The 23,700-nt window shown below is 38.1% G+C and carries 26 protein-coding genes; 6 read left to right on the forward strand and 20 right to left on the reverse strand.

Annotation, left to right across the window (positions count from 1 at the left end; all coding sequences use genetic code 11):
• Window positions 1-32: 32 nt before the first annotated feature.
• From LC419_RS08725 to LC419_RS08780, 12 genes are all read right to left on the reverse strand, one after another.
• Entirely contained in the window at window positions 33-320 is a 288-nt protein-coding gene (locus LC419_RS08725; protein WP_223606976.1) for a GNAT family N-acetyltransferase, read from the reverse strand.
• Window position 321: 1 nt separating this feature from the next.
• The gene (locus LC419_RS08730; protein WP_090023949.1) at window positions 322-717 is read right to left on the reverse strand and encodes an OsmC family protein; all 396 of its coding nucleotides are present in this window, start codon (window positions 715-717) and stop codon (window positions 322-324) included.
• Complete coding sequence (locus LC419_RS08735; protein WP_223606977.1) at window positions 717-935, reverse strand: (4Fe-4S)-binding protein; 219 nt, start codon at window positions 933-935, stop codon at window positions 717-719. Before LC419_RS08735 ends, LC419_RS08730 begins: the two co-directional genes overlap by 1 nt.
• A gap of 1 nt (window position 936) precedes the next feature.
• On the reverse strand, window positions 937-1,515 hold the full coding sequence (locus tag LC419_RS08740; protein WP_223606978.1) for a TMEM175 family protein: 579 nt from the start codon (window positions 1,513-1,515) through the stop codon (window positions 937-939).
• A complete protein-coding gene (locus LC419_RS08745) occupies window positions 1,508-2,047 on the reverse strand; it encodes an NADPH-dependent FMN reductase (RefSeq protein WP_223606979.1) in 540 nt (179 codons plus the stop codon). The genes LC419_RS08740 and LC419_RS08745 overlap by 8 nt, the downstream gene beginning before the upstream one ends.
• Window positions 2,048-2,070: 23 nt before the next feature.
• Window positions 2,071-2,970: a pirin family protein gene (locus LC419_RS08750; RefSeq protein ID WP_223606980.1), complete on the reverse strand. Its 900-nt coding sequence runs from the start codon at window positions 2,968-2,970 to the stop codon at window positions 2,071-2,073.
• A 55-nt stretch (window positions 2,971-3,025) separates the two neighbouring features.
• Window positions 3,026-3,337: a GNAT family N-acetyltransferase gene (locus LC419_RS08755; protein ID WP_223606981.1), complete on the reverse strand. Its 312-nt coding sequence runs from the start codon at window positions 3,335-3,337 to the stop codon at window positions 3,026-3,028.
• A gap of 230 nt (window positions 3,338-3,567) precedes the next feature.
• The gene (locus tag LC419_RS08760) at window positions 3,568-4,443 is read right to left on the reverse strand and encodes a pirin family protein (protein ID WP_223606982.1); all 876 of its coding nucleotides are present in this window, start codon (window positions 4,441-4,443) and stop codon (window positions 3,568-3,570) included.
• Window positions 4,444-4,531: 88 nt separating this feature from the next.
• Entirely contained in the window at window positions 4,532-5,935 is a 1,404-nt protein-coding gene (locus LC419_RS08765; protein ID WP_223606983.1) for an MFS transporter, read from the reverse strand.
• Window positions 5,936-6,074: 139 nt separating this feature from the next.
• Window positions 6,075-6,887: a hypothetical protein gene (locus tag LC419_RS08770; protein WP_223606984.1), complete on the reverse strand. Its 813-nt coding sequence runs from the start codon at window positions 6,885-6,887 to the stop codon at window positions 6,075-6,077.
• Between the two features lie 405 nt (window positions 6,888-7,292).
• Entirely contained in the window at window positions 7,293-8,966 is a 1,674-nt protein-coding gene (gene asnB, locus LC419_RS08775) for an asparagine synthase B (RefSeq protein ID WP_223606985.1), read from the reverse strand.
• A 319-nt stretch (window positions 8,967-9,285) separates the two neighbouring features.
• A complete protein-coding gene (locus LC419_RS08780) occupies window positions 9,286-10,953 on the reverse strand; it encodes a GLPGLI family protein (protein ID WP_223606986.1) in 1,668 nt (555 codons plus the stop codon).
• A 126-nt stretch (window positions 10,954-11,079) separates the two neighbouring features.
• Here LC419_RS08780 and LC419_RS08785 point away from each other — a divergent pair, with 126 nt between their 5' ends.
• Window positions 11,080-12,030, forward strand: a complete 951-nt coding sequence (locus tag LC419_RS08785) for a hypothetical protein (RefSeq protein ID WP_223606987.1) — start codon at window positions 11,080-11,082, stop codon at window positions 12,028-12,030.
• A gap of 26 nt (window positions 12,031-12,056) precedes the next feature.
• On the opposite strand, the gene LC419_RS08790 is transcribed toward LC419_RS08785, so the two are convergent.
• On the reverse strand, window positions 12,057-13,262 hold the full coding sequence (locus LC419_RS08790) for an RsmB/NOP family class I SAM-dependent RNA methyltransferase (protein WP_223606988.1): 1,206 nt from the start codon (window positions 13,260-13,262) through the stop codon (window positions 12,057-12,059).
• 291 nt (window positions 13,263-13,553) lie between these two features.
• Between LC419_RS08790 and LC419_RS08795 the strand changes: the two genes are divergently transcribed.
• Window positions 13,554-13,898 (forward strand): zinc ribbon domain-containing protein YjdM, encoded by a 345-nt coding sequence (locus tag LC419_RS08795; protein WP_223606989.1) that lies wholly within the window; start codon window positions 13,554-13,556, stop codon window positions 13,896-13,898.
• A 324-nt stretch (window positions 13,899-14,222) separates the two neighbouring features.
• Here LC419_RS08795 and LC419_RS08800 read toward each other — a convergent pair whose 3' ends face one another.
• Window positions 14,223-15,158: a sulfate/molybdate ABC transporter ATP-binding protein gene (locus LC419_RS08800; protein WP_223606990.1), complete on the reverse strand. Its 936-nt coding sequence runs from the start codon at window positions 15,156-15,158 to the stop codon at window positions 14,223-14,225.
• A 75-nt stretch (window positions 15,159-15,233) separates the two neighbouring features.
• Between LC419_RS08800 and LC419_RS08805 the strand changes: the two genes are divergently transcribed.
• The gene (locus LC419_RS08805) at window positions 15,234-15,893 is read left to right on the forward strand and encodes a YceI family protein (protein WP_223606991.1); all 660 of its coding nucleotides are present in this window, start codon (window positions 15,234-15,236) and stop codon (window positions 15,891-15,893) included.
• 126 nt (window positions 15,894-16,019) lie between these two features.
• Window positions 16,020-17,030: a phenylalanine--tRNA ligase subunit alpha gene (gene pheS, locus LC419_RS08810; protein ID WP_223606992.1), complete on the forward strand. Its 1,011-nt coding sequence runs from the start codon at window positions 16,020-16,022 to the stop codon at window positions 17,028-17,030.
• Between the two features lie 338 nt (window positions 17,031-17,368).
• Here the strand turns inward: pheS and LC419_RS08815 are convergent, their stop codons facing one another.
• Complete coding sequence (locus tag LC419_RS08815; protein ID WP_223606993.1) at window positions 17,369-18,139, reverse strand: DUF3108 domain-containing protein; 771 nt, start codon at window positions 18,137-18,139, stop codon at window positions 17,369-17,371.
• A 157-nt stretch (window positions 18,140-18,296) separates the two neighbouring features.
• Between LC419_RS08815 and LC419_RS08820 the strand changes: the two genes are divergently transcribed.
• Together LC419_RS08820 and LC419_RS08825 are read left to right on the forward strand one after the other, a co-directional pair.
• The gene (locus tag LC419_RS08820) at window positions 18,297-19,352 is read left to right on the forward strand and encodes an NAD(P)/FAD-dependent oxidoreductase (RefSeq protein WP_034728627.1); all 1,056 of its coding nucleotides are present in this window, start codon (window positions 18,297-18,299) and stop codon (window positions 19,350-19,352) included.
• Window positions 19,353-19,364: 12 nt separating this feature from the next.
• On the forward strand, window positions 19,365-19,694 hold the full coding sequence (locus LC419_RS08825; protein ID WP_223606994.1) for a 2Fe-2S iron-sulfur cluster-binding protein: 330 nt from the start codon (window positions 19,365-19,367) through the stop codon (window positions 19,692-19,694).
• A 77-nt stretch (window positions 19,695-19,771) separates the two neighbouring features.
• Here the strand turns inward: LC419_RS08825 and LC419_RS08830 are convergent, their stop codons facing one another.
• The 5 genes from LC419_RS08830 to LC419_RS08850 all read right to left on the reverse strand — a co-directional run bounded on the left by LC419_RS08830 (window position 19,772) and on the right by LC419_RS08850 (window position 23,613).
• A complete protein-coding gene (locus tag LC419_RS08830) occupies window positions 19,772-20,140 on the reverse strand; it encodes a hypothetical protein (protein WP_223606995.1) in 369 nt (122 codons plus the stop codon).
• 19 nt (window positions 20,141-20,159) lie between these two features.
• Window positions 20,160-20,741: a TIGR00730 family Rossman fold protein gene (locus LC419_RS08835; protein WP_223606996.1), complete on the reverse strand. Its 582-nt coding sequence runs from the start codon at window positions 20,739-20,741 to the stop codon at window positions 20,160-20,162.
• A 204-nt stretch (window positions 20,742-20,945) separates the two neighbouring features.
• On the reverse strand, window positions 20,946-22,388 hold the full coding sequence (locus LC419_RS08840; RefSeq protein ID WP_223606997.1) for an aminoacyl-histidine dipeptidase: 1,443 nt from the start codon (window positions 22,386-22,388) through the stop codon (window positions 20,946-20,948).
• A gap of 108 nt (window positions 22,389-22,496) precedes the next feature.
• The gene (locus LC419_RS08845) at window positions 22,497-22,988 is read right to left on the reverse strand and encodes a hypothetical protein (protein WP_223606998.1); all 492 of its coding nucleotides are present in this window, start codon (window positions 22,986-22,988) and stop codon (window positions 22,497-22,499) included.
• Between the two features lie 19 nt (window positions 22,989-23,007).
• Entirely contained in the window at window positions 23,008-23,613 is a 606-nt protein-coding gene (locus tag LC419_RS08850) for a hypothetical protein (protein ID WP_223606999.1), read from the reverse strand.
• Between the last annotated feature and the right edge of the window lie 87 nt (window positions 23,614-23,700).

A 23,700-nucleotide genomic window follows, 5' to 3' on the forward strand; every position in this document is an offset into this window, starting at 1 on the left:
AAAGGCCTGTATCTCAAGGACGGAAATTAGGATCAGTTCACCAATACATCCTGCAGCTCCTCACTTTTCTGAAAACTTGCTTTGGCAAACGGACAGAGAGGAATGATTTTTTTATTGTTTTTCCTGGCAAAATCTACTGCTGCCAGAAGCATTTCTTTTCCTACGCCTTTTCCGTTGTAGGCTTCTTCCACCTCCGTGTGGTCAATGATGAATCTTTCTTCTCCGGCCCAGGTATACGTCATGAGCCCTGCGTGTTTTCCATCTATGAAAGCCTCAAAACTTCCGTGTTTCTCGTCGTTGTTTTGTTTTACTTCGATCATGTTATGAGAATTTTGTTAGTATTTCTATATCGTTAGTTAATATCTTGTGTACAGGGCAGGCATCGGCGATGGTATGCAGTCTTTTCAGCTGTTCGTCATCCAGAATACCTTCAAAGCTGATGTCTCTTTTGAAAATCGCTCTTTTCGTTAAAGGAAAATTTTCGAGTTCTACTTCTACATTGATGTTTTCCACATCCCATTCCTTTCTTTCGATGTACATTCTTAAGGTAGCTGCCGTACAGCTTGCCAGAGAGGTCGCTAAGATTTCCATGGGATTGAAACCTTTATTCTGACCTCCCTTATCGATGGGTTCATCTGTAATGATCTGGTTTTCGCCGGCCGTTACCTCAGTATAATATTTTGTTTTTCCTAAACTTGCTTTTACGGTTACCGCCATTATTGTTCTGTATTGAATTTATAACTTAATGCACCTGACGGGCATTGGTCTATCTGATTTTTAAGTTCTTGCGGACTTGCGTTTTCCGCTTTTATCCAGGGTCTGTCTTTGGGATTATAGACTTTGGGAAGCAGTTTTACGCAGACAGCCGAGTGGATACACTTCTGGGGCTGCCAGATGACAGTGATACTGCCGTTGAGATATTCGTGTGTTTCCATATCAATTTTCTTTTAGTGATTTTTCGATTCTTCGGTCCGGAATCAGCCATATGAGAGCCACGATATAATAAAAACCTATGGCAATATAAGGATAAAAAAATGAAACGGCGATTCCGAGAACGTAAAATATAATCGAGATATATTCTTTAAACTTTGAATGTATAGCCTCTTTCAGCATAGAACTTTCACCTTCGCACCGGACAATTACATGCTCCAAAATAGTGTAGGCTACAGCAGCCATGATAAGACAGATTCCATACGCCGCCACCGGATTTTTTGCAAAATGCGTAGTTCCTATCCATTCCGTAGCGATCGGCATCAGGGAAAGCCAGAACAAAAGATGAAGATTGGCCCACAAAATACTTCCGTTGACTTTTTTCACTGCCTGAAACAGATGATGATGATTGTTCCAGTAGATTCCTACATAAATAAAACTGAAAATATATGCGAGAACTCTTGGAATGAGCGGCTTGAGACTGGTCCAGCTGCTTCCTTCCGGAACTTTCAGTTCAAGTACCATAATGGTAATGATGATGGCTAAAACACCATCACTGAAAGCTTCCAGTCTTCCTTTAGTCATTGGTTTTAACCGCTTTTTTAAAGTTTCCTATCTTATCTTTAAGTTCTTTAAGCATCTCAGGATTAATAACACCGCTTTCCAGATCAAAATTTTCATAAAACTTGGGAAGCGAGAACGTATCCTTAATATCTGCTGCAAACTGAGGAAAAAACGTTTTGGCTGTATTCATCACATTCCCGCCGCCATAACCTCCCGGAGAAGTGCTCATCAGAAGCATCGGTTTGTTTTGAAATACCTTGACGTTGATCCTTGATGACCAGTCGAAAACATTTTTAAAAGCCGAGCTGTAAGATCTGTTGTGTTCTGCAAGCGAGCAGATGATCACGTCACAATCTCCGATCTCCTTTAAAAAGTTGTGGGCTTCCTCAGGAAATCCTTTCTTCTCAAGATCTACGGAAAAAACAGGCATGGTGAAGTCGTTGAGGTCAATCAGATTGATCTCTTCATCCTGAAAATCTTTCAGAACAAATTTTACCAGTTCCCTGTTAATCGAAGTGGAAGACGTACTTCCGGCAAATGCTAATATTTTCATGGTTGATGAATATGTTCTGATTGTTATTTTCTGTTCAAAATAGCCTTAGGAAGCGGAACGTATTCTTTGTCGTCGCCGGGTACCAAAGGAAATGCATTGTGGTTCTGATCATTCCAGTTGACTTTGGCCTGATCAAGCAATTCTTTATCTGAATTTACGAAATTCCAGAATATAAAACGCTCTTCATCAAAAGGTTCGCCTCCGAAAAGATAGGCAGTGCCGTTTTCACTCATATCAAATTCACATAGTTTAGTGTCTTTAGCGATCATCAGCTGTTTTGAACCGTAGGTATTTCCTTCTGTTGAAACTGTTCCGTCCAGTACATACATTGCTGCTTCACCGTAAAGGTCTTTTCCGATGCTGACTTTCTTCGCTTCTTTGGTTTTGATTTCGATGAAAAATAACTTGCTGTGAACAGGAACTGAAGAAGTTCTGCCGAAAGCTTCACCAGCAATAAGTTTATACTGAATTCCGTCTTCTTCCCATGTAGGAATTTCATCCGCTTCGATGTGATGAAAACTAGGTTCCGTCTGCTCCAGATGTTTTGGAAGACCTACCCATATCTGGAATCCGTGAAGTCTTTTATCGCTGTGTCTTAAATATTCAGGTGTTCTCTCTGAATGCACCACGCCTTTTCCGGCAGTCATCCAGTTCACAGCACCCGGTTTTATTTCAACCGCACTGCCAATGCTGTCTCTGTGAAAAATAGATCCTTCCAAAAGGTAAGTTAAAGTAGACAAGCCGATATGTGGATGTGGGGGAACATCCAGGTTTTGGTAGTCCTTCAGTTCTGAAGGTCCCATATGATCGATGAAAACAAAAGGTCCCACCGCTCGTTTTTCACGGAAAGGAAGAAGTCTTCCCACCAGGAAATTTCCTATATCTGCTGCTTTTTCTTCTATGATAAGTCCGATATTTGACATAATAAAGTAAATGTTTTTGAATTCTGTTTAAGCTGATTAATTTTTGAATCTGAGGTTAAAGTTTGTCGTAGCCTTCAAATTTTTCATCAACAATGCGTTTCCACTCAGGATGCTTCTTGATATAGGCAAAAACATAAGGGCAGAAAGGAAGAAGCTTTTTTTCATTCTCTTCAATATAAGCCAGTGTTTTTTCAACCACAGCAACGGCTGCACCCGTTCCCGCCAATTCAGGATCCGCTTCCGTATGAACCAAAGCGATCTGGTGACCCATTTCACGGTAATCAATAAATGCAAAATGTCCGTCGATTTCTATTTCAAATCTTGTTCCTGCTTTTACAAGCGGTATATTTTCAAATTCTGGTTTCATAAATTGTATAGAATAAATGTGCTGGCGGATCGCAAAAACAAAAAAAATCGACTGTTATAATGCTTTCAGTATTTCACTAAACCTTATAGGTTTCAAAAACCTATAAGGTTTGATGAATTAATTAAAACATCATATTTCAATTGAGCTTTGAGTCTTTGCGTTTCACCAAACACCATTATATAAAGTTACTAAAAAAGGGATAATGCAAGATTAAGAGAAATTTAAATCTGTTAATCTTCCAGATAACCGAACTTTCCGGTATTGAAATCTTCAAAAGCCTGCATGATTTCTTCCCTTGAATTCATCACAAAAGGGCCGTGAGGATAGATAGGCTCGTTGATAGGTTCTCCACTGATGATCAGAACTATTGAGTCTTCATGAGCTTCAATGCTGAACGTTTCGCCTTCATTTTTAAATAAGATAAGATGATCTGCTGCTGCTTTTTCCTCCCCGTTTACGATAATGCCTCCCTCGATAACCAATGCTGCCGTATTAAAGTTGGCCGGGAAACTGAACTCAGCTTTTCCGCCTGCTTTTAATTTAGCATTCATCATATGCAATGGGGTGAATGTCTCTGCCGGACCTTTGTGTCCGTTATATTCTCCGGCAATAATTTCCACTAACCCGTTTTCACCTAGATCAACACGTTCCATTGCTGAATTTTCAATCGCCTGATATTTCGGGCAGCTCATTTTATTTTTTGCGGGAAGATTGACCCATAGCTGGACCATCTGAAAAATACCGCCTTTTTTAGACCATTCGGTTTCGTGATATTCTTTGTGAAGAACTCCTTTTGCAGCGGTCATCCACTGTACGTCGCCTTCGCCTATGATTCCGCCGCCGCCGCCGCTGTCATGATGTTCTACTTTCCCCTGATAAGCTATTGTTACTGTTTCAAAACCTCTGTGAGGATGAACGCCTACACCTCTTGGTCTTTCCGAACCGTTGAAGTGGAATTTTGAATTGTAATCCAGCATAATGAACGGGTCCATTCTTTTCATATCCAATCCGTGTACCCCTGGTATAAAATTATGAACCCTAAAACCGTCCCCTACAAAATGGGCTGGCTTTGGAGATACTACGATTTCTACTTGTTTCGCTGTCATAATATTGTGAATTTTATATAACAAAAATACGATAGCGGGAAATCAGATACATTGATCTGTGTTAAGTTCGATGAAGGCTTGTCTGTTCTTATTCTTCCTTAGATTTCATATTCTTCCCATCCGAAATGTGAAGTCTTCTGAAAACAAAACCTGAGATAATGGTTAATATTCCTACAGTAAGGAAAGTATAGCGGAAAGCGTTGTGAGTTTCCCCTTTGATGAGGTCTGAGCTTTCAAATAATTTTAATACAATCAGTCCGAAAGCAATTCCGAAACCGATGGCCAGCTGCTGATTAACGGAAATTAATGAATTCCCGCTGCTGGTCTGGAAGTTTCTAAGATCCGCAATGGATATGGTATTCATCGACGTGAACTGGATGGAGTTGAAAAATCCTAATATGGCAATAATGGGGACAAACCAATATAAAGAGGTATGGATATCGGGAATGGCAAGAAGACAGATCAGGGTTCCGATGATGAAGGTATTCACCATCAATGTCTGTCTGTAGCCGTATTTATCTAAAATTTTGATCACCGATGATTTCCCGAATATAGCGGTCAGTGCCATCGGAGCAATAATCCATCCGGAAGTTACTGCCGACTGTTTGTAAGCGATCTGAATCATTAAAGGAAGTAAAAGCGGAACCGAGCTGATCCCTAATCTGGTAGCCAGGTTTCCGACAATTCCTACCCGGAAAGTTCTCACCTGGAAAAGGTCCAGCGGGAAAATAGGATTTCCTCCTCTTCTGGCATGTTTGTAATAGTAGTAAAGGAATAAAAAGCCCAAAATGAATACAAAAAGGACCGGACTTATATTTTGCATATCGCCGAATAGTTCCAGTGAAATAGAGAGCAGAAGCGATGCTGCCGCGAAGATTAAGAATCCTTTTAAATCAAAATCCACATCGGTGGATTTGTAATCCGGCATATATTTTAACCCTAAAACAATTCCTAAAATTCCAATGGGAATATTGATCAGGAAGATCCAGTGCCATGATAGATAGTCCACCATATATCCGCCGACCAATGGACCGAGTACAGGACCGATCAGTGCTGGAATAATGGCGAAGTTCATGGCTTTCAGTAATTCACTTTTATCAAAAGTTTTAATCAGTGCGAGTTTTCCTACCGGTGTCATCAAACTTCCCCCGACACCTTGAATGACCCTCGAAATAACGAGATGGGTAAGATTCTGTGACATGGAACAGAACAATGAGCCTAAGCTGAAGAGAATCAGTGAAAAGATAAATACTTTTTTTGTTCCGAACCGATCCGCCAGGAAGCCGCTGGCAGGCATGAAAACGGCCAGTGTCAGTACATAACTGATGATGGCATTCTGCATATTGAGCGGAGATTCATGAAGGTCCTTGGCGATGGAGGGCAGGGAAGTGTTCAGGATCGTGGAGTCCAGCATCTGCATAAAGATCGCAGTCGCCAGGATGAGCGGAAGTATTTTTTTTAAAGAGATCTGTTGCGGGTTTGTTTCTGTCATTCGGTGTAGACTGAAAATCTAATGATTTCCAGATTTGTTTTTATTGAAAAGAATACTGTTTTAAAGCAGTCTGATCCTTAGATAAAGAATTTCATATAAAATTAAAAAAGTCCTGTGAATTTTCACAGGACTTTTCAATTTATTTTCTAGGTTTTTCTACTCCTTTCCATTCGTTGCCGGCTTTTCTGTACTGGCTTAAGATGTAAGTTTTGAAATCTTTTGTTTTATACTCGATGTTATCGGTGTTCTGTTCGAACGGCATGATATAGTAGTAATCGATATCTGTTTTGTCTGATTTGTTTCCTTTTTTCACAGTCGGAACATATTTGGAAAACTTATAGCTTGGAAGATACTGTTTTAATCTTACGTAGAAATCTTTGTCTTCTTTTTCGCTAGGGATGATGTCTACAATATTTAAGTCATCTTTTTTCTTATCGATCCACAGGTAATAGGTTTTTTCTTCCCCTAAGTTTCTGTTTAAAGAGTTGAACGCAAACAATTCTTTAGGAACAAGCTCCTTGATCTTCTCAGGATCTACCCTTGTGTAGAATTGTCCTTTGGAAGGATCTACATACGTTTCAAGATTGTACATCAAAACCGAATTGTTCTCGAATTTTTTGTTCTTAAAGTATTGGTTTAAAGATAATTCAGCCGTTGCTCTAAGCTCTTTTCCTCTGTCGTCCAGTTTTTTGGTAGGATTCTGCGGATTTACTTTTTTCACGAACTCATATAAAACGATAGGTTTTACATCTTTAAGGTGAGGATACGTTTTAAGCTGCTCTGCTTTTACCAGCCAGTAGAACTGCTGATAATAGTCATCCTTATCCTGATCTTTTACAGTCTTATAAGATAAAGCAAGCTTTTTTGAATTTAAGTATTTGCCATATTTTCCCTGTCCAAAAGCAAAACTGATGGATAGTAAGGCAAATAAAACAGTAAGATTTCTTCTCATTTTTTTATAATTGATATTTTCGTTGTCCAAATATAATTATTTCTTAGATATTATTTTTGATTGTCAGTTAAATTATATTATATTATTAACGTTTATTCAAAAGAAAATCCCGTATTGCTACAGGATTGATAAAATATCGAAATCAGAAGTTAGAGATTAGAGGTTAGAAGTTAGAAGGAGACACGAGATTTCAGACCAGATTGAAATGGTCAATTGTGAATTTTGCTTCGCAAGTGAATGGTGAATGCTGGAGTCGAGAACCAAAAGCCAAGATGCTAGACTTTAGACATGTTTCGGGATACGAACTCCTAGATTCGAACCAGCAACTGTCAACTAGCAACCAGCAACTCCCTTACTCTCAAACCCTAAAACTCTCCGACACTTAAACTCTCCAACTACAACTCATCACGAACCATAACTCGTCTCATGCACTTTCACCGCTCTTCCGCTCGGGTCGTTCATCTTTTTGAAAGCTTCGTCCCATTCTAAAGCGATAGGCGTGGAGCAGGCTACCGAAGGTACGGAAGGTACAGTTGCTGCTGCCGTTTCACTTGGGAAATGCTCTTCGAAGATGGTTCTGTAACGGTATTCTTCTTTGTTCTGAGGGGTGTTGAGCGGGAATCTGAATCTAGCGTTGACCATCATTTCGTCAGTAACTTCTTTTTCTGCAACTTCTTTCAAGGTATCGATCCATGAATAGCCTACACCGTCTGAAAACTGTTCTTTCTGTCTCCATACAATAGAATCGGGAAGGACGTCTTCAAAGGCTTTTCTTAATACCCATTTCTCTATTTTTCCTTCTGCTACGTTGATCATTTTGTCTTTTGGGTTCACGGCCATGGCAATGTCCATGAATTCTTTATCCAGGAAAGGAACCCTTCCTTCAATTCCCCAGCTCATCAAAGCTTTGTTGGCTCTTAGGCAGTCATATAAATGAAGCTTGCTCAGTTTTCTTACCGTTTCATCATGGAATTCTTTTGCGTTGGGTGCTTTGTGGAAATACAGATAGCCTCCGAAAAGTTCATCTGCGCCTTCTCCTGAAAGAACCATTTTGATTCCCATGGATTTGATGACTCTTGCCAGAAGATACATCGGCGTGGAGGCTCTGATGGTGGTTACATCATAAGTTTCAAGATGGTAAATTACATCACGCACTGCATCGAGTCCTTCCTGAACGGTGAAATTTACTTCATGGTGTACGGATCCGATATGGTCAGCTGCTTTTCTTGCAGCGGCCAGGTCGGGAGATCCTACCAATCCTACAGCAAAACTGTGAAGTCTCGGGTACCAGGCTTCCTGAGTATCACCGCTTTCAACCCTCTGTCTTGCAAATTTTGCGGTAACGGCTGAAATAACGGATGAATCTAATCCTCCGGAAAGCAGTACACCGTAAGGAACATCGCTCATCAGTTGTCTGTGAACGGCGTCTTCAAGGCCTTTTCTTATTTTTGAAATATCGGTTTCGTTATCTTTTACGCTGTCAAAGCTTTCCCAATCTCTTTTATACCACTGCTGAAGATCTGTGCCGTCCGGACTGTATAAAAGATGTCCCGGCAGGAATGTTTCTATGGTTTTGCAGATGCCTTCCAATGCTTTTAATTCAGAAGCTACATAATAGTTTCCATTTTTGTCCCATCCCTGATAAAGAGGGCAGATTCCCATATGATCGCGGGCGATCAGATAGATTCCCTTTTCTATATCATAAAGGGCGAATGCGAAGATTCCGTTTAGTTTCTCGATAAAATCTTTTCCGTATTTCCCATAAAGTGCCAGGATCACTTCACAATCCGACTGGGTCTGAAATTCGAAATCAGGAAATTCTTCTTTTAATTCTCTATGGTTATAGATCTCCCCGTTCACTGCAAGAACTACTTTCCCGTCTTTGGTGAATAAGGGCTGCTTTCCTGAAGTAGGATCTACGATAGCAAGCCTCTCATGAGAAAATACGACTTTTTCATCCTGAAACACACCGCTCCAGTCCGGGCCGCGGTGACGGATCTTTTTTGACATTTCCAAGACCTGAGGTCTCAGTATTTCGGTCTTTTGTTTGGCATCAAACAAACATACTATTCCACACATATTGTTACTTATTTGAAACAAAATTAGCTTTGATGTTTAAAAATAACAATAAAAAATAGATAAAAGTTAATATTTTTAACTTAATAATTTATTTAAACGAAAAATATTAACTATTTGAGTCAGTTATCGCGTATTTAATTAATTTTTTTCGCTGTGGGAAAATAGGAGATATATCCTATACAAAATTAAAATGAAATAATTAATAATATATGGTAATTTATTATATGAATTTTAGCCCTTACTTTGTGGCTCGAAATAATTTTTTTTCATCATTTGTGTTTTTACCTTCTTGCAATTCTCTTTGCAAGAAGGTTTTGTTTTATTGGGATCCTAACAGAACTCCTGATACATTCCATGAACTGAAACTTTTGCCTTCTGAGGCTCCCTGAGGGATTTTTACCTGTATGGTGTGCGTTCCCGCTTTCAGATCTCCGAGTGGGATGAAATTTGGATTCGTAACCGTTCCGGGACACCAGTTGGATCGGCTGAGGTCTGATGAGGAAAGTCCGTCCGGAAAATTCCCCGATGCAGGGTTGTACAGGCGATAAGAACCACAATCTGACCTCCATGGAATAAAAGAAAACGTCATTTTTCCGTCTAAGAATACAGAATTTGTTTTCGGAACAAATTCATCTCCGTTTTCCCAGCCTCCGTGTCCGGTAGTGATGTATCTCAGTTGGGCATTTTTCAGATCCTTTTTTAAGGTGAATTCTACAAAAAGTCCTTTATCCTTATCGAACATGGTTGAATAATCCTGACCCGCCATTTCCATGATATTTAAAGTATTGAAAAGAGGAATGGCCGTATTGTTTTTATACACCGTCTGATCACTTTTATGAATGGTGATGTCCAGACTTATTGTATGGCCGCCTTTATCATAATTGCCGATAAAAGCTCCCACCCAAAGTTCTTTTTCGGAAAGAGACGGTTTTAATTCCGTGATATCCTGACGGTAAGGGCTCACCGTCTGCCAGTCTTTTCCTTTCAACTGAATATGATTGAATTTCTGGATTCCGAAAGCGGTAAAAAATCTCATCATTTCTACTGCAGGGCTGTAGTTTTCAGTAGCTGTTACTCCGAAATACTGCTTTCCGTTTCCATTGTCGTAAACAGGAAGCGTTTTAGCTCCTTTTTCCAGTCCGTCAAAAAAGGATGATGTTTTATCCTGAGGGATAAAAAATACGGTTCCCGTTCTGTCGTAAGCGTCACCATTGGATTGCTGCTTAACTTCTACAAAAATATTTTCCCCTTCCTTGATGGCAGGAAATTTTATTTTTTTAAGGATAATGGTTCCGTTGGCGAATTTTTTTACGTTTTCATTGGATTTTGATTGGTCTGAAAAATTGATTGTTTCATTCTCGAAAACCTTCAATGTGGTAAAACGACTTTTCCAAAGCAGGTCCTTATATCCTAAAAGATCGGTAGATGGTACGGATCCTTTTATAATGGTATCAATGTCGGTTTTCTTTATTTTCTTAATCGATGTTGCGGTGATCAGTGAATTTTTATTTCTTTCAATTTCTAATACAAAACCTAAATTTTGTCCTAAAACAGACGGACCGCCACTGATCTTTAAATCTTGAGTGTACCAAACTTCGATCGTATTGGAATTGATCTTTGTAACCGCTTTTTTACAGGTATAACCCAGTATTTTTTTTGTTTCATTGGTTAGTTCGAAGGATTGTTTTCCGATGGATTCTGCATCTGAAGAGGATATGATTTCTCCCGGTTTCAGGAAAGCATAGGATACAACGGTATTGGAAGGTTTTTCGACTTTGATGATTTCATAAGGATAATCGTTTTTCTGCTCCCGGATCTTATTATTCAGAATAAAATTTTCCTTCGCATCTGCCCAGACAAGGGTAGGGGACTGTTCCGTAAGAATTTTTCCATTGGAAGAGCTGGTGTATTGAATCTCATAAGTTTGTGCATACGCCATACAGCATAAGAATAAGGCGAAGAAATTGAATAGCGTTTTTTTATACATAATGACGGGGTTTCTGCAGAAATAATTCTAATATTTATGCTAAGTTCTACTGAGTTTTAAACGGTTCTATGTATAATATGTAGGTAATAAAGAGACAAATGTTACGTTGAGGTTAAAATAATATATATGAGGCACTATTTAATGCTTTTGATTTTTATTCTTTTTTCAAACTTTTTTTCGGCACATAAACCGAAGGTAAAAGTGGAGAATTTTGGAAATGTAAAAACTTACTATGTATCTGAATTTAATTTCAGTGATGCAGTAAGCAGTGAAGAATTGAAAATTCAAATTTTAGGAAAGCTTTCTGAAGATATTGCTAAAAGGTTAGGATATAAGGATACTCTTTTGATTGAATATAAGGTTAGGTTTAATGAACGAATGGATAAGTTAGCTATACTCGAAAGTGAAAATTCACATTATAAGATTCCAGGATTGGTGGAGGGGAATATTCTAAAAAGCAACGGATCGGGTTTGGCAGTCAGAATTATAGATACAAAAATCAATGTTGATGAAATATTAAAACTAGTAGAGTATACGATCATTAATAGAAAACAAATAAATAAGTATCTCAACAATGTTAAGTTTTCATATGATGAAGAGAATAGTATTGATGTCTGGGCTAATTCTGAAGAATTTATCAACACAATTACTAGAAGGAAGTCAAAACTGGTTGAAGAGGTAATGGATAAAGCTATTGTTCTATTGGCTAATCGATATCTACAGACAGAATTATTCTGGAAAAATAATGAATTTGTTTTCGGAATAAATACTGTTCCATCCTCTGACCGAAACTATATGAGTTTTGTAAGAGAACAGTATAAAGTTAAAGATTTTAAGTATTTTGTAGATTCTCCTTTATCAGGTTTCTTTGTGATTTCTGATGAAAAAGATAGATTAATACATTTTGATGGGATAGAAGAAAATACAGGAATGATTTTGGAAATTGGAGAAAAAGACAGAACTTATCCTTTTAATATATCGAAAGACAGATTTAAAGGAAAAGTTATTTTATTTAATAATGGATATTATTTTTACGTATATGACATCAATAAAAAAACTACCCTAAAAATAGAGTAGTTTATATGTTTTATTTTGATCTTAAATTAAGAAATTCTCTCGATCAACGCCATATAGAATCCATCGTAACCATGACTAGGCATTACTTTGTCATCTTTAACCATTTTGTATCCCGGGTTGCTTTTCAAAAATTCTTCTACTTGCAAATTATTCTCAGATGGTAAGATAGAACATGTGGCATACACCATTTTTCCACCTACTTTAAGCATTTTGGAATAATCCTGAAGGATTTGCTGCTGTTCTTTTTTGATTCTGTCGATAAAATCCTGATCAATTTTCCATTTACTGTCCGGGTTTCTTTTTAAAACACCAAGTCCTGAACAAGGTGCATCAATAAGAAGTCGGTCCACTTTATCATGAAGACGCTTGATCACTTTATTGTCAGAGATCATACGGGTTTCGATATTGTGTGCGCCCGCTCTTTTTGCACGACGTTTCAGTTCAGCCAGTTTCCACTCGAAAATATCTAAAGCCACGATCTGACCTTTATTTCCCATCAATGCAGCTAAGTGAAGTGTTTTTCCACCTGCACCCGCACACGCATCTACCACTCTCTGTCCTTCTTTTACATCAAGGAAATACCCGATTTTCTGTGAAGAAGCATCCTGAACTTCAAATAAACCTTCTTTGAAAGCAGTGGTAAGAAAAACATTCTTCTTTTCTTCAAGCTGTACAGCATCAGGGTAATTTTTTACCGTATACGCTACAACACCTTCGTCAGAAAGGTCAGAGATCAATTCTTTGGGAGTTGTTTTTAAACTGTTTGCTCTTAATACTGTTGGAGCCTGCTCATTTAAAGCGTGCATTTCTTTTTCCCATCCCGGACCTAATTCTTTTTCCAGAGTTTCAGCCAGCCATTCAGGAATGGAATGCTCGATAGCTTTTGTAGGAACGGTATTCTTTTTAAGCTTAGTAAGAATATCTGCGATTTTGATACCGTCAAATTCCTCAAATTTTTTGTAATTGGTCTTGCTCCAAAGCAGGTACGCAATCATCAGTTTATAGATGTTGGTAGGTTTTACACCCTCACCCATATAATATTCAAGACGTTTTTTCCAGCGGATAATATTATAGAAAATCTCAGAAACAACGGCTCTGTCCTGGCTTCCCCATTTTCTGTGGGCTTTTAATAGTCTTTCGATAACCTTATCGGCGTATTTATTTTTCTCGAAAAATGTTTCCTGTAAAGCATCGTGAATTCCGATCGCTAAGTTTCTGTGAATAAGTTCCATAAATTTGCTTCGCTGTTTGAATCTGCAAAAGTACGAATTATAGTTGAGAGTTGAGGATCGGGTTGATGAGTTTGAAAGTAACCTAGTTGCTGGTTGAAGGTTGCTGGTTCAAAACTCGAAACTCGTATCCCGAAACATGTATAAAATCTGGCATCTACCATTAACAATTCACTTACGAAGCAAAATTCACCATTGACGTCTTCATCTCTCAGTCTGATGTCTCGTGTCTGAAATCTCAAGTCTAAAATTTCTTTTTATCTCAAAAATCCTACCTTTGCAAAAATCAAAAATATGAGTGATACTGTACTTTGTCCGAAATGCGGCTCTGAATTTACCTATCCAACAGATAATATGATGACCTGTTCACAATGCTTTTATGAATGGAGTCCTGAAGAGACGGTAGCTGAAACAGCCGGTGAAGGAAAAATTCTGGATTCGAACGGAAATGAGCTTCATGACGGAGATTCTGTAGTAGTAATCAAAGATCTTCCTGTGAAAGGTGCTCCAAAACCGGTAAAAGCAGGAACTAAGGTTAAAAATATTCGTTTAAGACCGGATAGTGACCATAATATCGACTGTAAAATTGATGGTTTCGGGTCTATGGCTCTGAAATCTGAGTTTGTAAAGAAAGCGTAGGCTTATTGCAAAAAATAAAAAAAGGAAAAGATTGGACAGTGTAATCTTTCAAAAAGACTTGATTGCAGGGAGGTGCTAATGTCCGTCTCAAGGCAGAAAGAGAATTAACCAAAAATTTCCTTATGCTGTGGAAATACAAATGTAAGAAAAAGTTTTAAACGGCTTCTTAGATTTGTATTTTTTTTATCCACATATTAACAATAAGTGTAAGAAAATGTAGGAGTTATGAGTTTTTAATGATGGGTTTTGAGTAATCAGAAGGGTGAAAAAACTGATCATACATTGGCTCATAATCAGCTCAGCCACTGCTGTGGTTTCCTGCTTTTAAACAAATGAAATCTTACTATTTCCTTCTAATTTCTCATCCGTATAGACAATAAGTTCTTTACTGTAAACTTTCACTTTATTCCAGTAATGATTTCCGGCAAATCTGCTCTCCACAAGATCGGCTTCAATACCATATTCAGAAATTTTTATTTCTTTTGGATAATATGAAAATTTAGAAAGCTGAAATTCTGCTTTTTCCTCCTCAGTGAAAATATTGACTTCCCCAAAAAGTTTGGCGACATAAGAATTGTAAGGATGTTTGTACGTTTCTTCCGGACTGTCGTTCTGGATCAGTCTTCCGTCTTTCAGAATAACAATCTGGTCTAGCCATGGCATGATGTCCTGAAGTTCATGGGTGGAAATAATCAGGGAAATCTGATGCTGTTTCACGTATCTGAAGAGTCTTTCGCGAAGCTCTATTTTTCTTGGAAAATCCAGATTACTGAAAGGTTCATCTAAAATAAGCAGTTTCGGAAGTACGGAAAGGGCTCTGGCAATGGCAACCCGCTGCTGCTGGCCACCGCTTAGATACTTAGGAAGAACGTGAGCGAATTCCTGAAGGCCTACCACTTCCAGAAGTTCCATCACGGTTTCTTTTTTCTGAGTTAAATTGATATTGGAAATAAATTTACCTACATTTTCGGCAACGGTAGCGTAGGGCATCAGGTCAAAATTCTGGGCGACCAGTTTCATCTCGGCTTCTCCGGGAACAAGATTTCCTTTAGGTCCTAAAAGTTGCTTTCCGTTAAAAATAATTTCGCCGCTTTCCCAGTCCAGAAGGCCATAAATCAGGTTGAGCAATGTAGACTTTCCACATCCGCTTTCGCCTGCAAGAGCAATGATTCTGCCTTCTTCAAAACCCAGATTAAGGTTCTGAAACAGGGGATTATCTTTAGTATGGGAAAAGTATAAATTGTTTATTTCTAATAGCATAATACAAATGTAAGGTTTTTATGAAAAAATAAAATTTTTTATTATATTAGCGGAAGTAATAAAAATATATCAAAAATGATAAAAAAGCTGTTTTCTTTAGCTATTCCTGCTTTATTTGTGGCGGCTGTAGTGGTTTCTTGTAAAAAAGATAAACCGGTTACAAGCGAAAGCAATGAAGTGGTAACTACCAAAGACGGAAACCAGTATACGCTGGATACATTAAACAGTAAAGTGGAGTGGAAAGGATATAAAGTATTCAAGTCTGAAAGCACAAGCCATTTCGGAACCATCAAGTTTGAAAGTGGGGATGTGACGGTAAAAGAAGGTAAGCTTGAAAGTGGAAAATTTGTTGCTGATATGGCTTCTCTGACGTCTGTAGATCTGAAAGACGATGCTGAACAGTTAGGAAAACTGAACGGTCATCTGAAGAGCGGAGATTTCTTTGAAGTGGAAAAATTCCCGACGGCTTCATTTGAAATTACAAAAGTGACTCCGTCTACAGAAGGAGATTACAATACGCTTCTTGATGGTAATTTAACGATCAAAGGCATTTCAAAACCGGTTCAGTTTAAGGCTAATGTTTCTGTAAAAGACGGAGAAGTAAGTGTAGCTACCGAGCCTAAGGATATTAAAAGAGAAGAGTTTGGCGTGAAGTTCCAGGCTCCTGCTGAAAACGGGGTGATCAAGGATGAGGTAACTCTTCAGATCAGCGTTAAAGCTTTAGAAAAGAAATAATTTTTTTATTTAAGTGAAATAAGTGATTGAAGTCTGCCTCCCATAAAGGGGCAGATTTTTTTATCACAGATTCATTATTAAACTTAAAAAACGTATTTTTGCAAAACATTTTGAAAGGGTAAAACAATGATAGAAAAGATAGAAGAACTACTTACCGAAGTAAACAGCTTCAATGCTACGTCTAAAGAGGAAATTGAAAACTTCCGAATTAAGTATAATGGTAAAAAAGGTGTTCTGAATGATTTTTTTGAAAAATTTAAAGAAGTTCCAAACGACCAGAAAAAAGAATTCGGACAGAAGATCAATTCTTTGAAACAGGCTGTTGCAGGAAAACTGGAAGATCTTAAAGATTCTTCCCAATCTGCTATTATCACAGAAAAAGAAGATCTTACAAGACCTGCTTTTCCATTGGATCTTGGGTCCAGACATCCGATCAATCTGGTGAAAAACAGAATTATTGAAATTTTCAAATCAATTGGTTTCGCAGTAGCCGACGGTCCTGAAATAGAGGATGACTGGCATAATTTTACCGCGCTGAACCTTCCTGAGTACCATCCGGCAAGAGATATGCAGGACACTTTCTTCATTGAGCAGAATCCTGATGTCCTTTTAAGAACGCATACGTCTTCCGTACAGATCCGTTATATGGAAGAAAATCAGCCGCCAATCAGAATTCTTTCTCCGGGAAGAGTATTCAGAAATGAGGCTATTTCTTCACGTTCACACTGTATATTCCATCAGATCGAAGGTTTGTATATAGATGAGAATGTAAGTTTCGCAGATCTTAAGCAGACGATCCAGTTCTTTACGACTGAGCTTTTCGGAAAATCTAAGATCAGAATGAGACCTTCTTATTTCCCGTTTACGGAACCTAGTGCCGAGATCGATGTATATTGGGGATTAAACTCTGAAACCGATTACAGAATCACAAAAGGAACAGGCTGGCTGGAAATCATGGGTTGCGGAATGGTAGATCCTGCCGTTCTGAAAAACGTGAATATCGATGCTGAGAAATATTCAGGATACGCTTTCGGAATGGGTATTGAAAGAATCACCATGCTTCTTTACCAGATGAGCGATATCAGAATGTTCTTCGAAAATGATATCAGAACTTTAGAACAGTTTAAATCACTATAAAAAATAAACCTCCGGAACTTCCGGAGGTTTTTGTTTTTAATTACTGACCTAAGAAACAAAACGTAATTAAAAACGATTTTATTGAAAATTTACAACGTGTATTGTATTATTCATGGGCAGAGAAGTATAAATATGGATTCTTATTTTTCTGAAACTCTGTTACGCTGAGTGGAGTCGAAGCGTTTCATTATATTTCGGATTCATCTGTATAAATTCTTATATCTGCTGTTATTAATAAGACAACCGGAAGTTGACAAGTATTACATTACTCAACATAAAAAATACCGGTAAAATTACTTTACCGGCATTTTTATATTTTTGAAAATTGATTTTATCTTTTATTTAAGGTACTTTAAAGGGTATTTCACATTTTTAAGATCATCAATACTTGCTTTCAGGGATCCTACAGCCAGTTCGGCTTTCAGAAGCATTGGGATATGGTTCGCATCATTGGTCACCCACATCGTTACCCCTTCTTTTTCCTTGAAAACCCTTCCGCTTTTTACGGACGGAATAATTTTCAGGCAGTTGATCGTCCCGAATTTTGTTTTCAGATCTTCATTGCCCGTTACTTTCAGCTGAAACGGAAACATTTCATCATCAATCCAGACATTCATGTTGATCACGGTTCCTACTTTCAGCTCGCTTGTACTTTTACTTCTCAGATAATAAAAGCAGGAAAGCATATCCTGAACTCCTTTGACGGATTTCAAGACCTTTGAGCCGTTGGCAGGTGTCTTTTTATCCGTTAATATTAAAGTATGGTTATCGTGGTTAAAAACAGTCTCAAAATGCTGGCGATAGCTGCCTTCACGTACATTTCTCACATAAAAGCTGGGAAGCCCGGTATCTGTATTGATAAAACTTTCATAAAGATCTTCTACTTTAAAGAAGGCTTTTACAGCTCCCGTAGTCTGTCCTGTGCCTTTAACGTAGAGATGGGGTGCCCCCATATAAGTTGTTTTTTTGGCGGTTAGGTTAGCGGTTCCGGCGTTCAGTATTCCGTAGTGGATTCTGAATGTAATAGACTCACCGTCAGCAATATTATCGATCTGAGCATAACTCAGGAGGAACGTAAATACTGCAAAAAAACTTAAAATTTTCTTCATGATATGACATTTAACAAAAACACTGCCAAATTTAAGATTCCTATGCATTGACCGGGATTTGATAAATCTCAGGTTTTTATTTAGAATCAATTAAATATGCTTCGCATTAAAATTAGTAAATTTGCAGTTACATGTATAATTAAATTATCTTATTATTATGATAACCACTGATATATTGATCATAGGTGCCGGACCTACCGGGCTTTTCGCTGTTTTTGAAGCAGGTTTATTAAAAATGAAGTGCCATATTATTGATGCACTTCCACAGCCGGGAGGGCAGCTAGCTGAGCTTTATCCTAAAAAACCTATTTTCGATATTCCGGGATATCCTTCTGTGAATGCAGGAGAATTAGTAGATAATTTGATGGAGCAGATCAAGCAGTTCCAGCCGGGATTCACTTTGGGAGAAACTGCGGTTTCTTATACTAAGGTAGATGATGAATGGTTTGAAGTGATCACCAACAAAGGAACGGTTCATAGATGTAAAGCGATTGCTATTGCCGGTGGATTGGGAACTTTTGAGCCTAGAAAACCTACTTTCGAGAATGTGGCTGACTATGAAGAAAAAGGTCTTGAATATTTCGTGAAAGAACCTGAGCATTTCAGAAACAAAAAAGTAGTGATCGCCGGAGGTGGAGATTCTGCTTTGGACTGGAGTGTTTTCCTTTCCAATGTTGCAAGTGAAGTGACTTTGATCCACAGAAGAAATGAGTTCAGAGGAGCTTTGGATTCTGTAGAAAAAGTTCAGGATCTTAAGAACCAGGGGAAAATCAAGTTAATTACGCCTGCAGAAGTGACCGGTATCAAAGGTGACGGAAAAGTAGAAGCCATTACGGTAGAAATTGAAGGGCAGGACGCTTACGATATTGAAACAGATTATTTCATTCCTTTATTCGGACTGACTCCAAAATTGGGTGAGATCGGAAACTGGGGACTGAATATTGAGAAAAATGCAATCGTTGTCAACAATGCGCTTGATTATCAAACCAACATCGATGGAATCTACGCAATCGGAGATATCAATACCTATCCGGGTAAACTGAAGCTGATCCTTTGCGGTTTCCACGAAGCGACTCTGATGTGTCAGAGTGTTTACAACAGACTGAATCCAGGTAAGAAATTTGTACTTAAATATACGACAGTAAGCGGTGTAGACGGATTTGACGGTAGCCGTAAAGAAGCAGAAAAGGCAGTTGTGAAAAAAATTGACTAATTTTGCACTATTATGTCAGATATTAATATAAAGATCACCGATCGGGAGGGGATCACCCATGATGTTGTAGCACCTACAGATATGTCTATGAACCTGATGGAGATCATCCGTTCTTATGAATTGGCGGAAGAAGGAACTATCGGAGTTTGTGGCGGAATGGCGATGTGCGCCTCTTGTCAGGTATATGTGATCAATGATCCGGGCCTGGAAACTATGGGAGATGAAGAAGATGCCATGCTGGCGGAAGCTTACCACGTAAAAGAAAACAGCAGACTGGGATGCCAGCTGCATATGATGGATTCCATGGAAGGTCTTGAGGTGGCGATTGCTCCTTATCCTTAGAATATATTTTTTAATCTTAATATAGAACCCGTACGAAAAATTCGTACGGGTTTTGTTTTACAGTATTAATTATTATTTTATTTTGAATAACATTTCTCTTCGTGAATGATTATTGTATCTTTTTTTATGATTTTAAAATAAGGTTCTCCATTATTTTTTATGAAATAATCACCAGGCTCAATTTCTTTTTTATAGAAAGACCACCACCTATTACCATCAGAGCATTCACAATGTTGAAAAGTTTCAGGATCAGTTCCTATTAATTTAAATGTTCCTGTATGTTCAATTTTTTCTACCTTAATTCTGCATTTTTCCTTTTTGATCCTTTTAATCCTAATTTTGCAATCTTCCGTAAAGTAACGAGAGAGGGTTGGAAGAATAAAGACAAAGGTTATAAATACAAGAGCAACTCCTATCATTTCCTTATTAACGTTGTAGTTATTCATGTAAAAAAATATAAAAGAGCTAAACTTCATCCTTAGAAATCCATTTCCCTACTGTCGGCGCCTCATAATTCCTCATTTTCTCCAAAAGCTCATCAATGTTATCACTTATCAAAAGCATATCACGATTCACCAGCTTTAAAAATCCCTTATCTACCATTGTCTGAACCAGTTTTATCAGATCATCATAAAATCCGTCAATATTCAGAATCCCAATCGGTTTTTTATGGAGTCCAAGCTGCGCCCAGGTGATCATCTCAAAAAACTCTTCCAGAGTTCCGTAGCCGCCGGGAAGAACGATGACACCCTCACACAGATCATTCATCTTTGTTTTTCTTTCGTGCATGGTTTCCACAATGATCAGCTCGGTGAGGTTTTTATGGGCGATTTCTTTGGATTGCAGGAAGTGGGGGAGAATTCCCGTAACCTTTCCTCCTGCGTTTAAGGTTCCGTCTGCTACAGCTCCCATCAGACCTGTGTCTGCACCGCCGTAGATCAATTGTATGTGCTGTTTAGCCAGTGTTTCACCAAGCAGGAAGGCCTGTTCTCTAAAAATATCATCTGTGCCAAAACTTGAGCCGCAGAATACAGTTATACTTTTCATTGTTGTAAATCTTGTTGAATAATTTTTTGAACCATTAAGACCAATGAAGTTATTAAGGAAAGTTAAGTAAAATATCAAAGATATTTTAAGCCTAATATCTGTAAATTCTTAATCGTCTTAACGACTAAAAAAAACTTAATGGTTCAAATTAAAAATATCCAAAATCATACGACTTTGGATATTCAATATAGTAATTTTATCTTCTTATTTTAAAGGAATATTCGCTAAAATGTCTTTAGTGAAACTCCAGAATTTCTGAGCCGAAGGAATATTTGCTTTCTCATCCGGAGAGTGTGCTCCTCTGATCGTTGGTCCAAAGCTTACCATTTCCATTTCAGGATAATTGGCTCCGATGATTCCACATTCCAGTCCTGCGTGACAAGCAACCACGTGAGGCTTTTCTCCAAACTTTTCGGTGTAGATTTTCTCCATCAATTGTACAATCTCAGAACCAGGTTTTGGTTTCCATCCAGGATAAGAACCACTGAATTCTACCTTCATTCCTGCTAATTCTGCTACAGATTTTAACTGTTCTGCCACAGAATATTTAGATGAATCTACCGATGATCTGGTAAGGTTTAAAATTTTAAGCTCACCGCCTTTTAATTCCACTCTCGCAACATTGTTAGATGCTTCTACAAGATCTTTTACATCCGGACTCATTCTGTAAACCCCATTGTGAAGAGATTTTAAAGTAAGAATGATCTTCTTTGAATCTTCCTCGGAGATGGCTAAGTCAGACGTTGTAGAGTTTTCAATATTGATATGGAGACCAGGTTCTACCGTAGCAAATTCTTCTAAAATATCTTTTTTAAGAGCAGTTGCCGCTTCGATGAATTCCTGGGCATTTCGTACGGAAATAAGTGTTGCACCTTCTCTTGGAATGGCATTTCTCAATCCTCCTCCGTCTACAGAGATCAACTGGATATTTTGATTAGCTAAACCGCTGTAAAGAAGTCTTCCCAAAATAATATTGGAGTTTCCGAAACCTTTGTGGATATCCATTCCTGAATGTCCTCCCTGAAGGCCTTTCACTTCAAGTCTTACAATCTGTCCTTTTGCGGCTTCTGTTGTGTAGTTTTGAGTAATCGTTACGTCTACACCTCCAGCACAGCCGATATCGATCTCATCATCCTCTTCCGTATCAAGATTTAACAGGATTTCTCCAGTCAATTGTCCAGGCTTTAAACCTAAAGCACCTGTCATTCCCGTTTCTTCATCAATTGTAAAAAGCGCTTCCAAAGCAGGATGTGGAATATCTGAACTTTCCAGGATAGACATGATCGTCGCTACTCCTAAACCGTTATCAGCACCTAAAGTTGTTCCTTTTGCTTTTACCCAGTCACCGTCAACTTCCATTTTGATCCCTTCCGTATCGAAGTCAAAATTGGTATCGCTGTTTTTCTGGCATACCATATCCAGGTGAGACTGAAGAACAATAGACTTACGGTTTTCCATACCTGCCGTAGCCGGCTTTCTTATGATCACGTTTCCTACTTCATCTACGGTAGTTTCCAACCCTAAATCTTCACCAAATCCTTTGATGAAAGCAATCACTCTTTCTTCTTTTTTAGACGGTCTTGGAACTGCATTTAGCTTGGAGAAATTTTTCCAGATAATCTGCGGTTCTATATTAGATAATTCCATGAAATTTTATTTTTATCAAAATTACAAAATAAAAAATGCTTCCGTGAATCCGAAAGCATTTTTATAAAGAGTATAAGGGTAAATTTATTTTTCAGCCCTTTCGTTTTTCTAGCATCCACATTCTCCATAAATAGGCATCGTTTCTACAGTACCATCCGGTTTTTCAATCGTGAGTGTACCTTCGAATAGTAAAGCTTCTTCGTGCTTTATTTTTTTACCTTTTACAGAGATCTTGTAATTGTCGCTTTCAATTTCTTTGGTCAATTCCTCATCCACTTCCATGTCGCTGGAGGAAATAAGATTCATCGCGAGTCTTTTTCCATCCAGTTTCATATAGGCTGTTTTTCCGGCATCATCTGCGTAGATGTACTTTTCTGCTTCAAATTCGGCTTTATTTCTTGCAAAATAGCACGAGCATTCTTTGATCTCTTTCGGAAAAGGAATAATGTCTACCTGCACCTTTCCTGATGCAGCATTGGTTTGAGCAGAATCCTTAACAATGTTCAAAGAATCTGTTGAAGCTTTGTCTTTAACGGTTTCTTTATCTTTTTTACATGCGGTCAAAAGGAGCGCTGAAAAGAAAATGATTAGATATTTCATTGTCTGGGGTTTTGTTGTTTTAGCCTCTTGCTCTTTCCAGGAGAACCATCATCAGTAACGATAGGATCACTAAACTTTCGTCTTCGTCATCAATATCAATGACTCTGTCAAGCTGGAATCTTCTTCCGAAGAATGAAGGCATTTTTTTTAGTTTAAAATATTCCTTTCCATCCATACCTCTTACCGTATAAGCCGGATTAAGAAAGTATCCTGTAAACATTCCTATGATTGGAATCTCGCTTACCATTCCGTCAAAGAATTTTGTCCATCCATTATCCTCTGTAACGATGAATTTAGGTTGGTCGTTTGAATCCAGAATGTCATAGGTAGATTTCCAGAGAGAACGCATTCCTTTTCTGGCCAGTCTTCCGTAGTTTTTGTTATCAGTAAGATCATTTAAAGAATAAGAAGCATTGAAATCAATCCATTGGTTGGCTTTGATTCTGAAAAGCTCCTTAGTTTTGCTTTCGTCATTGAAAACAATCACATCTTCCTTCAGTTTGAACATTTTCTGACGTACATAAGCAACATAGTTCCCGTTTTTGTCAGTAATATTGAAGTCACTCGATAGAGTGGAGATCTTAAATTTGAAATCCAGAGGATAGTTTAGATTTTTAAGTGCCATTTAGTTTATTTTTTTCATATTAGAACCCCAAAGATAGAGGTTTTTTTAGAATGTTGGGGGAGATTTTAGACATGAGATTTCAGACAC

The organism is Chryseobacterium sp. OSA05B (assembly GCF_019970065.1).
In the GTDB taxonomy this organism is placed as follows: Bacteria; Bacteroidota; Bacteroidia; order Flavobacteriales; family Weeksellaceae; genus Chryseobacterium.

Bases quoted from the DNA above. Each gene is read 5' to 3' on its own strand.
- LC419_RS08820 (WP_034728627.1), top strand. From the start codon at position 18,297: ATGATAACCACTGATATATTGATCATAGGTGCCGGACCTACCGGGCTT.
- LC419_RS08740 (WP_223606978.1), bottom strand. From the start codon at position 1,515: ATGACTAAAGGAAGACTGGAAGCTTTCAGTGATGGTGTTTTAGCCATC.
- LC419_RS08750 (WP_223606980.1), bottom strand. From the start codon at position 2,970: ATGTCAAATATCGGACTTATCATAGAAGAAAAAGCAGCAGATATAGGA.
- LC419_RS08735 (WP_223606977.1), bottom strand. From the start codon at position 935: ATGGAAACACACGAATATCTCAACGGCAGTATCACTGTCATCTGGCAG.
- LC419_RS08835 (WP_223606996.1), bottom strand. From the start codon at position 20,741: ATGAAAAGTATAACTGTATTCTGCGGCTCAAGTTTTGGCACAGATGAT.
- pheS (WP_223606992.1), top strand. From the start codon at position 16,020: ATGATAGAAAAGATAGAAGAACTACTTACCGAAGTAAACAGCTTCAAT.
- LC419_RS08745 (WP_223606979.1), bottom strand. From the start codon at position 2,047: ATGAAAATATTAGCATTTGCCGGAAGTACGTCTTCCACTTCGATTAAC.
- LC419_RS08790 (WP_223606988.1), bottom strand. From the start codon at position 13,262: ATGGAACTTATTCACAGAAACTTAGCGATCGGAATTCACGATGCTTTA.
- LC419_RS08785 (WP_223606987.1), top strand. From the start codon at position 11,080: ATGAGGCACTATTTAATGCTTTTGATTTTTATTCTTTTTTCAAACTTT.
- LC419_RS08780 (WP_223606986.1), bottom strand. From the start codon at position 10,953: ATGTATAAAAAAACGCTATTCAATTTCTTCGCCTTATTCTTATGCTGT.
- LC419_RS08815 (WP_223606993.1), bottom strand. From the start codon at position 18,139: ATGAAGAAAATTTTAAGTTTTTTTGCAGTATTTACGTTCCTCCTGAGT.
- LC419_RS08760 (WP_223606982.1), bottom strand. From the start codon at position 4,443: ATGACAGCGAAACAAGTAGAAATCGTAGTATCTCCAAAGCCAGCCCAT.
- LC419_RS08800 (WP_223606990.1), bottom strand. From the start codon at position 15,158: ATGCTATTAGAAATAAACAATTTATACTTTTCCCATACTAAAGATAAT.
- LC419_RS08765 (WP_223606983.1), bottom strand. From the start codon at position 5,935: ATGACAGAAACAAACCCGCAACAGATCTCTTTAAAAAAAATACTTCCG.
- LC419_RS08755 (WP_223606981.1), bottom strand. From the start codon at position 3,337: ATGAAACCAGAATTTGAAAATATACCGCTTGTAAAAGCAGGAACAAGA.
- LC419_RS08845 (WP_223606998.1), bottom strand. From the start codon at position 22,988: ATGAAATATCTAATCATTTTCTTTTCAGCGCTCCTTTTGACCGCATGT.
- LC419_RS08850 (WP_223606999.1), bottom strand. From the start codon at position 23,613: ATGGCACTTAAAAATCTAAACTATCCTCTGGATTTCAAATTTAAGATC.
- LC419_RS08825 (WP_223606994.1), top strand. From the start codon at position 19,365: ATGTCAGATATTAATATAAAGATCACCGATCGGGAGGGGATCACCCAT.
- LC419_RS08725 (WP_223606976.1), bottom strand. From the start codon at position 320: ATGATCGAAGTAAAACAAAACAACGACGAGAAACACGGAAGTTTTGAG.
- LC419_RS08795 (WP_223606989.1), top strand. From the start codon at position 13,554: ATGAGTGATACTGTACTTTGTCCGAAATGCGGCTCTGAATTTACCTAT.
- LC419_RS08770 (WP_223606984.1), bottom strand. From the start codon at position 6,887: ATGAGAAGAAATCTTACTGTTTTATTTGCCTTACTATCCATCAGTTTT.
- LC419_RS08805 (WP_223606991.1), top strand. From the start codon at position 15,234: ATGATAAAAAAGCTGTTTTCTTTAGCTATTCCTGCTTTATTTGTGGCG.
- LC419_RS08830 (WP_223606995.1), bottom strand. From the start codon at position 20,140: ATGAATAACTACAACGTTAATAAGGAAATGATAGGAGTTGCTCTTGTA.
- LC419_RS08730 (WP_090023949.1), bottom strand. From the start codon at position 717: ATGGCGGTAACCGTAAAAGCAAGTTTAGGAAAAACAAAATATTATACT.
- asnB (WP_223606985.1), bottom strand. From the start codon at position 8,966: ATGTGTGGAATAGTATGTTTGTTTGATGCCAAACAAAAGACCGAAATA.
- LC419_RS08840 (WP_223606997.1), bottom strand. From the start codon at position 22,388: ATGGAATTATCTAATATAGAACCGCAGATTATCTGGAAAAATTTCTCC.